Source organism: Variovorax sp. V93 (assembly GCF_041154485.1).
In the GTDB taxonomy this organism is placed as follows: Bacteria; Pseudomonadota; Gammaproteobacteria; order Burkholderiales; family Burkholderiaceae_C; genus Variovorax; species Variovorax beijingensis_A.
Map to the genome: position 1 here is coordinate 2,736,569 of NZ_AP028669.1, position 12,435 is coordinate 2,749,003.

The following is a 12,435-nucleotide window of genomic DNA, read 5'->3' on the forward strand; positions in this document are numbered from 1 at the left end:
CTCGCCTGCCCTGGCAGGTATGAAAGAAGCGGGAGCACAAAAGAGCACGGGCGCCAGGCTGCGCCGCATCGCCCGGGCGCTCGTCTTTGCGGCGCTTGCAGTCGCGCTTGCCACCTGCTGGGCCGATCCGGCGCGGCTGCGCCAGGCTTTCACGGAACAGGTCGATCGCCGCCTCGAGCCGCCGCCGGAAGAAGCGCAGCGTTACGGCCATCTCGCGCGCGATGAACTCCAGCGCGCAGGCATTGCCGAGGAGCCCTCCCAGTACGCGCTGCTGGTGGACCGCAGCGCCTCGGTCCAGGCCATCTTCGTCTTCTGGCTGCCGGCCGGTGCTGCGCCGGTGCTGGTCGGTGCAGCGCCGGTATCGACCGGGCGCCCCGGCGGATTCGAATACTTCGAGACGCCGCTCGGCGTGTTCGAGCACTCGGTGACAAACCACGATTTCCGCGCGGAGGGCTCGCGCAACGAATTCGGCATTCGCGGCTATGGCGAAAAGGGAATGCGCGTGTTCGATTTCGGCTGGCAGCAGGCACGGCGCCTGTGGGGCCGGGGCGGCACGAGCACGATGCGGCTGCAGATGCATGCCACCGATCCCGACCGGCTCGAACCGCGGCTGGGCAGCGTGCAGTCGAAGGGCTGCATCCGCATTCCGGCCAGCCTGAACCGCTTCCTCGACCGCCTGGGCGTGCTCGATGCCGACTACCTCAGGGCCAAGGCCGAGGGCAGCGCACCGTGGGTGCTGCCGCCGGACCAGGCGCCGGCCGAAGGCGCTGGGCGCTATCTCATCGTGGTCGACAGCGGCCGCTCCGAACGGCCCGCCTGGTCGCCGCCGCCGAAGCCCGGCACACCGCCCGCCGGCGCGGACTCCGCGCCCTAGGCCGTGGGGCCCAGCCCGATCGGCGCCGGCACGATGTTCACGATGCGGGTGAAGAGCGACTCGTACTCCCGCTCCGGCCGGTAGCCGGTGAGCGGATCGCGGTTGCGGCCGAACGCCTCGTCGAGTTCGCGCCAGTCCTCGGGGGTCAGCACCTTCTCGGCGAGCGGAAGGATCTCGCGCTCCTCGATCGCCATGTGGTTGAGGTAGAAGTCGACGTATTGCTCCATCGCGCTTTCGAAGGCCGCCCGCCGCGAGTCGCCCAGCATCTCGAAGGCCAGCATTGCGTGCTCCACGTTGCGGATCTTCCGCTCGCCCCAGGCATGGTCGTTGTCGAGCCGGTCCATCAGTTCGCGCGAGATCGGCGTGCGGGCGCGCAGCTTGGGGAACAGCAGCTCGCTCTCCTTGCGGTGGTGCCGCTTTTCCGGGAATTCGTCCACGTAGAACAGCATGGCGCGCAAGGCCGCGAAGTCGGGCGGGGTTCCCTTGCGGCGGTGCTGTTCGAGCAGCATGATGATGGAGCGCAGCATGGCGGCGAGCGCCGCATGCTCCTGGCGAATGATGCGAACGGTGGCGTGGGTCATGGAATGGCTCCTGTGCGTACCCGAGGATCGCGGGTCCGGGCCCGCACAGGGTTGCTGCAGATCAAATGCCGTGCATGCCGTTCGATGCCTTTCGCCTGCGACGACGCTTTCGCTTGATCCGCATCAAGCCGCGCCTCGCACCGGCCCGGACACTGGCCGCATACCCACCTCAAAGCAAAGCGAGGACACCATGTACCAGCGAATTCTTGTTCCTGTCGATGGAAGTTCGACATCCAGCCACGGCCTGGGCGAAGCGATTCGCCTGGCCAAGGTCACCGCGGGGCGCCTGCGCCTGATCCACGTCATCGACGAGCTCTCCTTTGCCCTGGCGATGGACGCCTACTCGGGCCGGACGGGCGACTGGCTCAACGAGTTGCGCGCAGCCGCCACCAAGCTGCTCGAGGAAGGCAAGGCAAGGGCCGCCGCCGAAGGCGTCGAGGCCGACTCGGTGCTTTGCGACAACTTCAGGGGGGCCGTTCCGGACCGGGTCACGGCCGAGGCGGCTTCATGGCCCGCCGACCTGATCGTGCTCGGCACGCACGGCCGGCGCGGCCTCGGCCGCATGGTGATGGGCAGCAGCGCGGAGCAGATCCTGCGCAGCGCGAGCGTTCCGGTGCTGCTGGTGCGCGCGCCCGAATCGCACGCCAAGGCGGAAGCGGCGCGCTTCACGATGCCGAGCGGCGTTTTGGCGAGCCAGTAACCCGGCCGGCCGCGCTGCGCGGCCTACCCGTCAAGCGGCACGCCGCCGCCGAAACGGCTGGTCCACTGGTCCAGCAGTTCCTGCTGGACGGCCTTGGCCGACTGCTGCCAGGCGGCCAGCATTCCCCACTGGATCTGCTGCGCCTGCAGCACGCTTGCGCCGCAGGCCGCCTGCCAGTCGAGCAGAGAGCGAAAGTAGGCATCGGTCCATGCCGATGCCGGAGTCGCGGAAAGCTTGCTGTCCATGCTGTTCTCCTGTGTTGTCGGGAAACGAAATCGTGCGGGTCGGGCCGGGTCAGGCGTAGGAACGCAGGCGCTTCGAGAATTCGGCCAGGGGCGCGATGCCGCTGGCCTCCGCGCGCTGGCACCAGTCCTGCAATTGCCTGACAAGCTGTTCGCCCGTTGCGGCGGAACGGCCCCACAGCGCCGTCAGCTCGCTGCGCATCGAGTACATCGTATCGAGCGCGCGCGATCCGCGCAAAGCCAGCGCAAGCCGCATGCGCCGCGATTCATCGAGCATGCGCTCGTCCTTGGCCAGCCAGTGCCTCACGGCCCGCAGCGAATGAGCCTCGCTCGGCGACAGGCGGCGCAGCCGGCCGAACTCTTCGGCATAGGCCTGCTTCAGGGAACGCGCATAGCTCGAGAGCACGTCGTAGTGGCACCGGATGACCGCCTGCACGGTTTCCAGGTCGACGGCCGGCTTGGGCGCCGCAAGCCGCGGCGTCGGCGCCAGATGCTTCACGGTGGCAAGGCCGAGCGCCTGCAGCGCGCGGATGTACAGCCAGCCCACATCGAATTCGTACCACTTGCACGACAGCCTGGCCGAAGTGGGAAAAGCGTGATGGTTGTTGTGAAGCTCCTCCCCGCCGATCAGGATGCCGATCGGCGAGATGTTCGTGCTCGCGTCCGGCGCTGGCCAGTTGCGATAGCCCCAGTAGTGGCCGATGCCGTTGACCACGCCGGCGGCCCAGAACGGGATCCACGCGATCTGCGCGAGAAGAATCAACCCACCCGGCACCACGCCGAAGAGCACCATGTCCACGATGCCCATCAGCACGATGCCGAGAATCTTGTGGCGCGAATACAGCCTGCGCTCGATCCAGTCGTCCGGCGTGCCGTGGCCGTAGCGCGCGATGGTTTCCGGCTTGTCGCTCTCGCGGATGTAGAGGAAGACACCGCCCCATAGCACCCGGTTGATGCCCAGCACCTGCGGGCTGTGCGGGTCTTCGGGGGTGTCGCACTTGGCGTGGTGCTTGCGGTGCACGGCGGCCCATTCCTTCGTCACCATGCCCGTGGTCAGCCAGAGCCAGAAGCGGAAGAAATGGCTCGCCGCGGGATGCAGCTCGAGCGCGCGATGCGCCTGGTGGCGGTGCAGGAAGATGGTGACCGAGGCGATGGTGACGTGGGTCAGCGCGAGCGCCACGAGCACGGCGCCCCACCATGGAAGATCGAAGACGCCGGAGAAGAGTACGGACTGCTGCATTTGCACCTCATGGACAACCGCGGCATTCTGCAAAGCGCCCGATGCCCGGGCCTTGATCTGGCGCAAGCCGGCCGCGGCCGCGCGGCCGAAGAATCGTAGCGTTCGGTGCCGGCGTAAGAGATGTGAAAGAACGCGACCGTCGGGGCCCGCTCCCGCTTCGCGCAAAAGACCTGCGGAAAACATTGGAATTGCAGCGCGCAGGCAAGGTGCAAACTGTGCGCGCCGATAGTGTCGGCAAGGAGCGCGTTGCGAATCACGCTGCGGACGCCGCGGCAAGAAGCCCCCTCTTCCTCGAAAGGTTTGAAATGAACCCCGATATTCAACTCAGGCACGAGGTCTTCGCCCAGCTGAACTGGGACCCGGCGGTGTGCAGTTGCGACGTCGACGTGCGCGTGGCCGACGGCGTGGTCACCCTGCAGGGCCGGCTGGCCAGCGAGGATCTGAAGAGCGCCGTCGAGCGCGCCGTGCGCCGCGCCGAAGGCGTCAAGCGGATCATCAACCAGCTGACCACCGCGGAATGCGCAAACAATGGCTGAACACGACGACTTCGCACTGCTGGACGCCTGGTGGCGCGCGGCCAATTACCTGTCCGTGGGCCAGATCTACCTGATGGACAACCCGCTGCTGCGCGAGAAGCTGAGCCTTTCGCACATCAAGCCGCGGCTGCTCGGCCACTGGGGCACGACGCCGGGCCTGAACTTCATCTACGCGCACATGAACCGCGCCATCGCGGCGCGCGAACTCGACGCCATCTTCATTGCGGGTCCCGGCCACGGCGGCCCGGGCGTGGTCGCCAATACCTATCTCGAGGGCACCTACAGCGAGGTCTACCCCGCCATCGGCCGGGATGCGGAAGGCATGAAGCGGCTCTTCACGCAGTTCTCGTTCCCGGGCGGCATTCCGAGCCACGTGGCGCCCGAAACGCCGGGTTCGATCCATGAAGGCGGCGAACTCGGCTATTCGCTGCTGCACGCCTATGGCGCGGTGTTCGACAACCCCGCCCTGCTCGCCTGCTGCGTGATCGGCGACGGCGAGGCCGAAACCGGCGCGCTGGCCGCAAGCTGGCATTCCAACAAGTTCCTGAACCCCGAGAGCGACGGCGCCGTGCTGCCGATCCTGCACTTGAACGGCTACAAGATCGCCGGCCCCACGGTGCTCGCGCGCATTCCGGACGAAGAGCTGGCGCAGCTGCTGCGGGGCTACGGACACGAGCCGTATTTCGTTGCCGGGCACGAACCCGCGCAGATGCACCGGCTCATGGCGGCCGCGCTCGACAAGGCGCTCGACGATATCCACGCCATCCAGGCCAGCGCCCGCAAGAGCGGCTTCCGCGAGCGGCCGCGCTGGCCGATGATCGTGCTGCGCTCGCCCAAGGGCTGGACCGGGCCGCGGCAGGTGGACGGCGTGCCGGTCGAGGGCACCTTCCGCGCGCACCAGGTGCCGCTCACCGGCTTTTCCGCCAAGCCGGAGCATGTGGGCCTGCTCGAAGACTGGATGCGCAGCTATCGGCCCGAAGAACTTTTCGATGCGGCCGGCGCGCTGCGTCCCGAGATCGCGGCGCTCGCGCCCAAGGGAACGAGGCGCATGAGCGCCAATCCGCATGCCAACGGCGGCCTGCTGCTCCGCGACCTGGCCATGCCGCCCTTCCGCGAGCACGCCGTCACGGTCACGGCGCCGGGCGCCGCGGATGCGGAGGCCACGCGCATCGCCGGCCGGTTCCTGCGCGATGTGATGCGCCGCAACGAGGCGGCGCGCAACTTCCGCGTCATGGGGCCGGACGAAACCACGTCGAACCGCCTGGACGCGCTGTTCGAGGTCACGGCGCGGAATTCCACCGCCGAGATCCTTGCCGGCGACGACCATGTGTCGCCCGAAGGCCGCGTGATGGAGGTGCTCAGCGAGCACCTTTGCCAGGGCTGGCTCGAAGGCTACCTGCTCACCGGACGCCATGGCTTCTTCTCGTGCTACGAGGCCTTCATCCACATCGTCGATTCGATGTTCAACCAGCACGCCAAGTGGCTCAAGGTGGCGCGCGGCATCGGCTGGCGGCGCCCGATCGCCTCGCTCAACTACCTGCTCACCAGCCATGTCTGGCGGCAGGACCACAACGGCTTCAGCCACCAGGACCCGGGCTTTCTCGACCACGTGGTGAACAAGAAGGCCGAGGTGGTGCGCGTGTACCTGCCGCCCGACGCCAACACGCTGCTGTCGGTGGTCGACCATTGCCTGCGCAGCCGCAACTACGTGAACGTGATCGTCGCGGGCAAGCAGCCGGGCCCGCAGTGGCTGGACATCGAATCCGCGGTGCGCCATTGCACCGTGGGCCTGGGCATCTGGACCTGGGCCAGCAACGACGAAGACGCCGCGCCGGACGTGGTGATGGCCTGCGCCGGCGACGTGCCCACGCTCGAGACGCTGGCCGCGGTCGACCTGCTGCGCAGGATGCTGCCCGAACTGAAGGTGCGCGTGGTGAACGTGGTCGACCTGATGGCGCTGCAATCGCCAGATGCGCATCCGCACGGGCTGCCCGACGCGGAGTTCAACGCCGTCTTCACCACCGACCGCCCGGTGATCTTCGCGTTCCACGGCTATCCCTCGCTGGTCCACCGGCTCACCTACAAGCGCACCAACCACGACAGCTTCCATGTCCACGGCTATTGCGAGGAAGGCACCACCACCACGCCCTTCGACATGACCGTGCTCAACCGGCTGGACCGGTTCCACCTGGCCAGCGACGCCATCGCACGGGTCGAGCGCTTTCGCAACAGCGCGGGCCATGTACAGCAGCATCTGCGCGACAAGCTGCTGGAGCACCGCGCCTACATCACCGTTCACGGCAAGGACATGCCGGAGATAGAGGACTGGCGCTGGGCGAACTGAGCACGCGGCGGCAGGACCCGGCGCGCGCCGCTCAGCGGCACCAGTCCGCGATCCGATGGCCGAGATCCGACCAGAGCGCCTGCAGCGCCACGGCCGCCAGCAAGACGCCGGCAAGACGCGCGCCCCAGGCCTGGGGCCGCCCGGAGCCGCTCCACCGCAACCGCTGCCACAGCCACGGCGCCAGCACCAGGGAGATGCCGCTGCCCATGGCGAACAGCACCATCGCCAGGCCGCCCTGCAGCGGGCCATTGCCCAGGCTGGCCAGCAACAGCGCCGAATAGAGCAGCCCGCAAGGCATGGCCACCCAGAGCGCGCCCGCCGCCAGCACGCCCAGCGGCGTGCCTCCGGCAAGCGGCCGAAGGCGCGCTTCGAGCGTGCGGCCGATGCGCTGCGCCCACACTGGCTGCCGGCCCGCGACGGCCAGCATGGCACCCCACGCAAACACGAACACGTGCAGCAGCATCCAGAGCGGCCTGAGGGCGGCGATCTGCGTGCTGGCCTGGGCCAGGCTGTCCGCGCTTGCGGCTGCAATGGCGCCTGCCGCGGCGTAGCTCGCGATGCGGCCCAGGTGAAAGGCCGCCGGGGCCGCGAACGCAGCGCCACCGCCGGTGCGGGCGCCCGCCGGCACGGCGACCGGCACGATGCGGATCACCGCCGCCGAGGCCGCGCCGCACATGGCCACGCAGTGCGGGCCGCCTGCGAGGCCCATCAGCAAGGCGGCGCCGGCCAATGCGGTCTGCATGCCCGGACCTCAGACCACGCGCGAAAAGCGGGTGCGGTTCTCGCGGCAGTAGCGATCGAACACCATGGCAATGGCGCGCACCACGAACCAGCCCTGCGCCGTGACCTCGATGTCGTGATCGCTGACCCGCACCAGCCCCTGGGCCGCGAGCGGCCCGAGCGCCGCGAACTCGGCCGCGAAGTAGTGCCGGAAGTCGATGCGGTGCGCCTCGCCGATGGCGTCGAACACCACCCGCCCCCTGCACATCACCGCCATGATGACCGCGCGCCGCAGCACGTCGTCGCGCGACAGCGCAAGGCCGCGGACCACGGGCAGGCGGCCCTGGTCGAGCAGGTCGTAGTAGCTGTCCAGCGTCTTGGCGTTCTGGCTGTAGGTGGCGCCGATGCGCCCGATGGCGGAAACACCGAGCGCCACCAGGTCGCCCTCCGGCTGCGTGCTGTAGCCCTGGAAGTCGCGCTGCAGCCGCCCCTGCCGCTTGGCCACCGCGAGCGGATCGTCCGGCAGCGCGAAGTGGTCCATGCCGATGTAGACGTAGCCGGCATCGCTGAGCGTGGCAATGGCGCTGGAGAGCATCCGCACCCGCGCCGCGGCGTCGGGCAGCTCCTCCGCGGCAATGCGCCGCTGCGGCTTGAAGCGCTCGGGCAGGTGCGCATAGGCATAGAGCGCGATGCGGTCGGGCCGAAGCTCGCAGACCTGGGCCATCGTGCGCTCGAAGGAGGCGTCGTTCTGGCGCGGCAGCCCGTAGATCAGGTCGGCATTGATCGACTTGAAGCCCAGCGCGCGCGCATCGGCCATCAAGCCGAACACCTGGTGCGCGGGCTGGATGCGGTGCACGGCCTTCTGCACCTCGGGGTCGAAGTCCTGCACGCCGAAGCTCAGCCGGTTGAAGCCCAGCGCCGCCAGGCTGGCGAGCCGTGCGGCATCGACGGTGCGCGGATCGATCTCGATGGACCATTCGCCGCCGGCTATGAAGTCGAAGGATTCGCGCAGCATGGCCAGGAGTTCACCGAGCTGCGCGTCGCTCAGGAAGGTGGGCGTGCCGCCGCCCAGGTGCAGCTGGCTCACGGCGGCGCGGCGGCCGAGCTGCGCGGCCTGCAGCCGGGTCTCGCGCGCCAGGTAGGCCAGGTACTGGGTGGCCCGCTCGCGGTGCCGCGTCACCACCTTGTTGCATGCGCAGTAGTAGCACAGCGATTCGCAGAACGGAATGTGCACATAGAGCGACAGCGGCGGCGCCGAAGCGCCCGCATCGCGCCGCTCGCGCAGCGCCGCCGCGTACTCGTCCGCGCCAAAGGCCTCGATGAACCGGTCGGCCGTGGGATACGAGGTGTAGCGCGGGCCGGCGACGTCGAACTGCCGCAGCACGGCGGCGGACAAGGGGGCGGCAAGGGGCGCCTCGATGGAGGCGGTGCAGGGCTGTGTCATTGCGCGGGCTCGGCAGGGTCGCGGGACGGCGGCATGGCCAGCAGCGCGGTGAACGCGCTCGAAGCCGCCGCCATGCCCCAAAAAACGAAGAAGGCCACGGTGTAGACGCCCTGGCGCGACATCCGCAGCGCCTCGCCGCCCCAGTGCAGGTCGGAAGGATCGACCATCGCGAAGACCAGGATTTCGATGGCGCAGGCCAGCAGGAACGCGGGCCACAGGATGCCGATCAGCTGGCGCGGCCCGCTCATGGCGCGGCCCCGCGGCGCGGTCCCGGCACGGCCTCGGCCGGCGTCGCCGCATGGTTGCGGCCGTTGACCGCGGGCATCAATGCCTTGTCCGCCAGGGTCTTGTTGATCTCGACGCCGCGGCGGTAGTAGTCCTCGGACACCAGCGGGTCGGGGCTGTCCCAGGCGTACCAGAGGGTCACGAAGCTCGCGACCACCACCAGCGCGGGGCCGGCGATCACCATCCAGAGCAGCGGATGCCGCCACCACGCGTCGCGTGGGGCCGGCGGCGGGCTTGTTGTCGTTGCGTTCATCGTCTCGGCTCCTTCAGCGCGGCACTAGAAAGGCCGCTTTTTCCGACACCTGGACACCGCTGCGCTCGTCCCGGATGTCGAAATGCACCGTGTGCGAACCCGCGGGCACCACGCCGTAGGGCACCTGCAGCCGCACCGCGACCCAGCGCGACTGCGCCGCACCGATCGTGACCGGTTCGCCCGGCGAGACGGTCAGGCCCTCGAGGCCGTGGGCGGCAATGCGGTAATCGCGCGCCTCCTCGGTGGCGTTCATGATCTGCAGCCGGTAGACGTTCTCGAGCCGGCCGTCCTCGACGATGCGGGCCAGCGATGCGCGGTCGCGCACCACGTCCACCTTCAGCGGCATGCGCGTGACGAGGCTCGCGAGCAGCCCGATGACCAGCAGCGCCAGGATCGCGGTGTAGACCAGCACGCGCGGGCGCAGCACGCGGCGCAGCAGCTGGCCGCGCGTCCATCCGGCCTCCATGCCGTTCTGCGTGTCGTAGCGGATCAGCCGCGGCGCATAGGCCATCTTCTGCATCACGGTGTCGCAGGCGTCCACGCACAGGCCGCAGCCGATGCACTCGTACTGCAGCCCCTTGCGGATGTCGATGCCCGTCGGGCACACCTGCACGCAGAGCCCGCAGTCGATGCAGTCGCCGAGCGCCATGCTGTGCGGGTCGACGCCTTTGCGCCGGGGCGCACGCGGCTCGCCGCGCTCCGGATCGTAGGTGACGATGAGCGTGTCGCGGTCGAACATGGCGCTCTGGAAGCGTGCATAGGGGCACATGTACTTGCAGACCTGCTCGCGCATGAAACCGGCATTGCCATAGGTCGCGAAGCCGTAGAAGAAGACCCAGAACACTTCCCACGAACCCATGCGGGTCTGCAGGAAGGCCAGCCCCAGGTCGCGGATCGGCGTGAAGTAGCCCACGAAGGTGAAGCCGGTCCACAGCGCGATGCCGATCCACACCAGGTGCTTGAACCATTTCTTCACCAACTTCTCGAGTGACATCGATTCGGCGTCCAGCCGCATGCGCGCCGTGCGGTTGCCTTCGATCCTGTGCTCCACCCACATGAAGATCTCGGTGTAGACGGTCTGCGGGCAGGCATAGCCGCACCACAGCCGCCCGGCCACCGCGGTGAAGAGGAAGAGCGCCAGCGCGCTGACCACCAGCAGTCCCGAAAGGTAGATCAGGTCCTGCGGATACAGCACCAGCCCGAAGATGTAGAAGCGGCGTGCAGCCAGGTCGAACAGCACCAGCTGCCGCTCGCCCCACTCGGCCCACGGCAGGCCGTAGAACACCAGCTGGGTCAGAAAGACCATCGCCCAGCGCCAGCGCGCGAACATGCCGCGCACGGTGCGCGGATAGATCTTCTTCGAGGCCTCGTACAGGCCCACCGAGTCACTCTCGACCGGAACGATGGGAATGGTCTTGCGCGCGCCGGGGCTGGCCGGTGTCGATGCAGAGGAGGAAACGGGGGCGGATGAGTCCATGACGGCCGGTCGGTGTCAGGGCCCGGTGGCAGGGTTGGAGAAACCCCAGACATAGGACGCGAGCAGCTTGATCTGGGCCTCCGTGAGCCGACCCTCCTGCGCGGGCATCTCGCTGTGCTTGCCGGCGTTGACCATCTGCACGATGGCGGCCTCGCCGTAGCCGTGCAGCCAGATCTTGTCGCTGAGGTTGGGGGCGCCCACGGCCTGGTTGCCCACGCCGCCGATGCCGTGGCAGGCAGCGCACACCGTGAACTTCGACTTGCCGAGGCCGGCGCGCACCGAGTCGTGCGGCGCGCCCGAAAGGCTCAGCACATAGTTCGCCAGGTTCTTGACGTCGTCCTGCGAGCCCACCGCCGCCGCCATCGGCGGCATCGTGCCGACGCGGCCCTTGGTGATGGTCTCGACGATCTTCTCGGGCGTGCCGCCGTGCAGCCAGTCCTTGTCGGTCAGGTTGGGAAATCCCTTGCTGCCGCGCGCATCGGAGCCATGGCACTGGGAACAGTTGTTCATGAACAGGCGCTCGCCGATGGCCATGGCCTTGGGCTCGCGCGCAATGTCCTCCAGCGGCATGGCGGCGTAGCCCGCATAGACGGGCGCCAGCGCCTTGGTGGCCTTGGCGACGTCCTCGTCGTACTCGGTCCTGGTGCTCCAGTTCGCCTGGCCGGCGAAGCTGCCCAGGCCGGGAAAGACCACCAGGTAGCCCACCGCGAAGAAGATGGTGAGCACGAAGAGGCCGATCCACCACATGGGCAGCGGATTGTTGGCTTCGCGCAGGTCCTCGTCCCAGACGTGGCCGGTGGTGTTGTCCGCATCGGACGGCACGCGCTTGCGGGCCGTGAGCCACAGCAGCAGCATGCATCCGAGGATGCTCAGCACCGTGCCGGCGGCAATGTAGTTGGACCAGAAGTTGTTGACGAAATCGCTCATCGTGGGCCCCTTTTGTTCTTCAGTCCTGCTCGAACGGCAGCTGCGCGGCTTCCTCGAAGCGCGGCGCATTGCGGCGGGCATAGGCCCAGGCCACGATGCCGAGGAAAAGCACAAAGCAGGAAACGGTGGCGGCGACGCGCAAGGTGGTGATGTCGATCATGGTTCGGTGCTCCCTACTTGAGCGCGAGGCCCAGCGATTGCAGGTACGCCACGGTGGCGTCCATCTCGGTCTTGCCGCGCACGTCGTCGGCGGAACGGGCGATCTCCTCGTCCGTGTACGGCACGCCGACCTGGCGCAGCGCGCGCATGCGGCGCGGAATGGCGTCGGCATCGACCTGGGTCCTGTCCAGCCAGGCATAGGCCGGCATGTTCGATTCGGGCACCAGGTCGCGCGGGTTGTTCAGGTGGATGCGGTGCCACTCGTCGCTGTACTTGCCGCCCACGCGGTGCAGGTCGGGGCCGGTGCGCTTGCTGCCCCACTGGAACGGATGGTCATAGACGAACTCGCCGGCCACCGAGTAGTGGCCGTAGCGCAGCGTCTCCGAGCGGAACGGCCGGATCATCTGCGAATGGCAGTTGTAGCAGCCCTCGCGCAGGTAGACGTCGCGGCCGGCCAGCTGCAGCGCGGTGATCGGCTTCAGGCCCTGGATCGGCTCGGTGGTCGACTTCTGGAAGAACAGCGGCACGATCTCGACCATGCCGCCGATGGCGACCACCACGAGAATCAGCACGATCATCAGCAGGTTGTTGGTCTCCACCTTTTCATGGGTGAAGCCGCTTTGGGAGGGGGTCTTCTGCGTCATGGCGCTTCC

The 12,435-nt window shown here is 68.3% G+C and carries 15 protein-coding genes; 4 read left to right on the forward strand and 11 right to left on the reverse strand.

All coding sequences use genetic code 11. The annotated features are described in order from the left end of the window. Positions 1-19: 19 nt before the first annotated feature. Entirely contained in the window at positions 20-874 is an 855-nt protein-coding gene (locus ACAM54_RS12955) for a L,D-transpeptidase (protein ID WP_369647826.1), read from the forward strand. On the opposite strand, the gene ACAM54_RS12960 is transcribed toward ACAM54_RS12955, so the two are convergent. Beyond that, a complete protein-coding gene (locus ACAM54_RS12960) occupies positions 871-1,455 on the reverse strand; it encodes a hemerythrin domain-containing protein (RefSeq protein ID WP_369647827.1) in 585 nt (194 codons plus the stop codon). The genes ACAM54_RS12955 and ACAM54_RS12960 overlap by 4 nt on opposite strands. A 190-nt stretch (positions 1,456-1,645) precedes the next feature. Here ACAM54_RS12960 and ACAM54_RS12965 point away from each other — a divergent pair, with 190 nt between their 5' ends. Next, positions 1,646-2,155, forward strand: coding sequence for a universal stress protein (locus ACAM54_RS12965; protein ID WP_369647828.1), 510 nt, complete (start codon positions 1,646-1,648; stop codon positions 2,153-2,155). Positions 2,156-2,178: 23 nt separating this feature from the next. Here the strand turns inward: ACAM54_RS12965 and ACAM54_RS12970 are convergent, their stop codons facing one another. Further along, on the reverse strand, positions 2,179-2,400 hold the full coding sequence (locus ACAM54_RS12970; protein WP_145747338.1) for a hypothetical protein: 222 nt from the start codon (positions 2,398-2,400) through the stop codon (positions 2,179-2,181). A 49-nt stretch (positions 2,401-2,449) separates the two neighbouring features. Then, positions 2,450-3,637, reverse strand: coding sequence for a fatty acid desaturase (locus tag ACAM54_RS12975; RefSeq protein WP_369647829.1), 1,188 nt, complete (start codon positions 3,635-3,637; stop codon positions 2,450-2,452). A 122-nt stretch (positions 3,638-3,759) separates the two neighbouring features. On the opposite strand from ACAM54_RS12975, the gene ACAM54_RS12980 reads away from it, so the two are divergent. Next, positions 3,760-4,173, forward strand: a complete 414-nt coding sequence (locus ACAM54_RS12980; protein ID WP_369647830.1) for a BON domain-containing protein — start codon at positions 3,760-3,762, stop codon at positions 4,171-4,173. Next, on the forward strand, positions 4,166-6,517 hold the full coding sequence (locus ACAM54_RS12985) for a phosphoketolase (protein ID WP_369647831.1): 2,352 nt from the start codon (positions 4,166-4,168) through the stop codon (positions 6,515-6,517). Before ACAM54_RS12980 ends, ACAM54_RS12985 begins: the two co-directional genes overlap by 8 nt. A 31-nt stretch (positions 6,518-6,548) precedes the next feature. Here ACAM54_RS12985 and ACAM54_RS12990 read toward each other — a convergent pair whose 3' ends face one another. The 8 genes from ACAM54_RS12990 to ccoO are packed head-to-tail and all read right to left on the reverse strand — an operon-like array spanning position 6,549 to position 12,426. Next, complete coding sequence (locus tag ACAM54_RS12990) at positions 6,549-7,259, reverse strand: sulfite exporter TauE/SafE family protein (protein WP_369647832.1); 711 nt, start codon at positions 7,257-7,259, stop codon at positions 6,549-6,551. Positions 7,260-7,268: 9 nt separating this feature from the next. Then, positions 7,269-8,681 (reverse strand): oxygen-independent coproporphyrinogen III oxidase, encoded by a 1,413-nt coding sequence (gene hemN / locus ACAM54_RS12995; protein ID WP_369647833.1) that lies wholly within the window; start codon positions 8,679-8,681, stop codon positions 7,269-7,271. Continuing rightward, positions 8,678-8,929 (reverse strand): hypothetical protein, encoded by a 252-nt coding sequence (locus ACAM54_RS13000; protein ID WP_369647834.1) that lies wholly within the window; start codon positions 8,927-8,929, stop codon positions 8,678-8,680. Before ACAM54_RS13000 ends, hemN begins: the two co-directional genes overlap by 4 nt. Then, positions 8,926-9,219 carry a FixH family protein gene (locus ACAM54_RS13005; RefSeq protein WP_145747344.1) on the reverse strand — a complete coding sequence of 98 codons (294 nt, stop codon included), beginning with the start codon at positions 9,217-9,219 and terminating at the stop codon, positions 8,926-8,928. Before ACAM54_RS13005 ends, ACAM54_RS13000 begins: the two co-directional genes overlap by 4 nt. 13 nt (positions 9,220-9,232) lie before the next feature. Further along, positions 9,233-10,696, reverse strand: a complete 1,464-nt coding sequence (gene ccoG / locus ACAM54_RS13010) for a cytochrome c oxidase accessory protein CcoG (RefSeq protein ID WP_369647835.1) — start codon at positions 10,694-10,696, stop codon at positions 9,233-9,235. 15 nt (positions 10,697-10,711) lie between these two features. Beyond that, positions 10,712-11,623: a cytochrome-c oxidase, cbb3-type subunit III gene (ccoP, locus tag ACAM54_RS13015; protein WP_369647836.1), complete on the reverse strand. Its 912-nt coding sequence runs from the start codon at positions 11,621-11,623 to the stop codon at positions 10,712-10,714. A 19-nt stretch (positions 11,624-11,642) separates the two neighbouring features. Further along, positions 11,643-11,783 carry a CcoQ/FixQ family Cbb3-type cytochrome c oxidase assembly chaperone gene (locus ACAM54_RS13020; protein WP_012747922.1) on the reverse strand — a complete coding sequence of 47 codons (141 nt, stop codon included), beginning with the start codon at positions 11,781-11,783 and terminating at the stop codon, positions 11,643-11,645. A gap of 13 nt (positions 11,784-11,796) precedes the next feature. Further along, positions 11,797-12,426 carry a cytochrome-c oxidase, cbb3-type subunit II gene (gene ccoO, locus ACAM54_RS13025; protein ID WP_369647837.1) on the reverse strand — a complete coding sequence of 210 codons (630 nt, stop codon included), beginning with the start codon at positions 12,424-12,426 and terminating at the stop codon, positions 11,797-11,799. Positions 12,427-12,435: the final 9 nt, after the last annotated feature.

What these genes read in the sequence shown, in the direction of transcription:
- ACAM54_RS12955 (WP_369647826.1), top strand. Translation starts at nt 20, where the DNA reads ATGAAAGAAGCGGGAGCACAAAAGAGCACGGGCGCCAGGCTGCGCCGC.
- ACAM54_RS12960 (WP_369647827.1), bottom strand. Translation starts at nt 1,455, where the DNA reads ATGACCCACGCCACCGTTCGCATCATTCGCCAGGAGCATGCGGCGCTC.
- ACAM54_RS12965 (WP_369647828.1), top strand. Translation starts at nt 1,646, where the DNA reads ATGTACCAGCGAATTCTTGTTCCTGTCGATGGAAGTTCGACATCCAGC.
- ACAM54_RS12970 (WP_145747338.1), bottom strand. Translation starts at nt 2,400, where the DNA reads ATGGACAGCAAGCTTTCCGCGACTCCGGCATCGGCATGGACCGATGCC.
- ACAM54_RS12975 (WP_369647829.1), bottom strand. Translation starts at nt 3,637, where the DNA reads ATGCAGCAGTCCGTACTCTTCTCCGGCGTCTTCGATCTTCCATGGTGG.
- ACAM54_RS12985 (WP_369647831.1), top strand. Translation starts at nt 4,166, where the DNA reads ATGGCTGAACACGACGACTTCGCACTGCTGGACGCCTGGTGGCGCGCG.
- ACAM54_RS12990 (WP_369647832.1), bottom strand. Translation starts at nt 7,259, where the DNA reads ATGCAGACCGCATTGGCCGGCGCCGCCTTGCTGATGGGCCTCGCAGGC.
- hemN (WP_369647833.1), bottom strand. Translation starts at nt 8,681, where the DNA reads ATGACACAGCCCTGCACCGCCTCCATCGAGGCGCCCCTTGCCGCCCCC.
- ACAM54_RS13000 (WP_369647834.1), bottom strand. Translation starts at nt 8,929, where the DNA reads ATGAGCGGGCCGCGCCAGCTGATCGGCATCCTGTGGCCCGCGTTCCTG.
- ACAM54_RS13005 (WP_145747344.1), bottom strand. Translation starts at nt 9,219, where the DNA reads ATGAACGCAACGACAACAAGCCCGCCGCCGGCCCCACGCGACGCGTGG.
- ccoG (WP_369647835.1), bottom strand. Translation starts at nt 10,696, where the DNA reads ATGGACTCATCCGCCCCCGTTTCCTCCTCTGCATCGACACCGGCCAGC.
- ccoP (WP_369647836.1), bottom strand. Translation starts at nt 11,623, where the DNA reads ATGAGCGATTTCGTCAACAACTTCTGGTCCAACTACATTGCCGCCGGC.
- ACAM54_RS13020 (WP_012747922.1), bottom strand. Translation starts at nt 11,783, where the DNA reads ATGATCGACATCACCACCTTGCGCGTCGCCGCCACCGTTTCCTGCTTT.
- ccoO (WP_369647837.1), bottom strand. Translation starts at nt 12,426, where the DNA reads ATGACGCAGAAGACCCCCTCCCAAAGCGGCTTCACCCATGAAAAGGTG.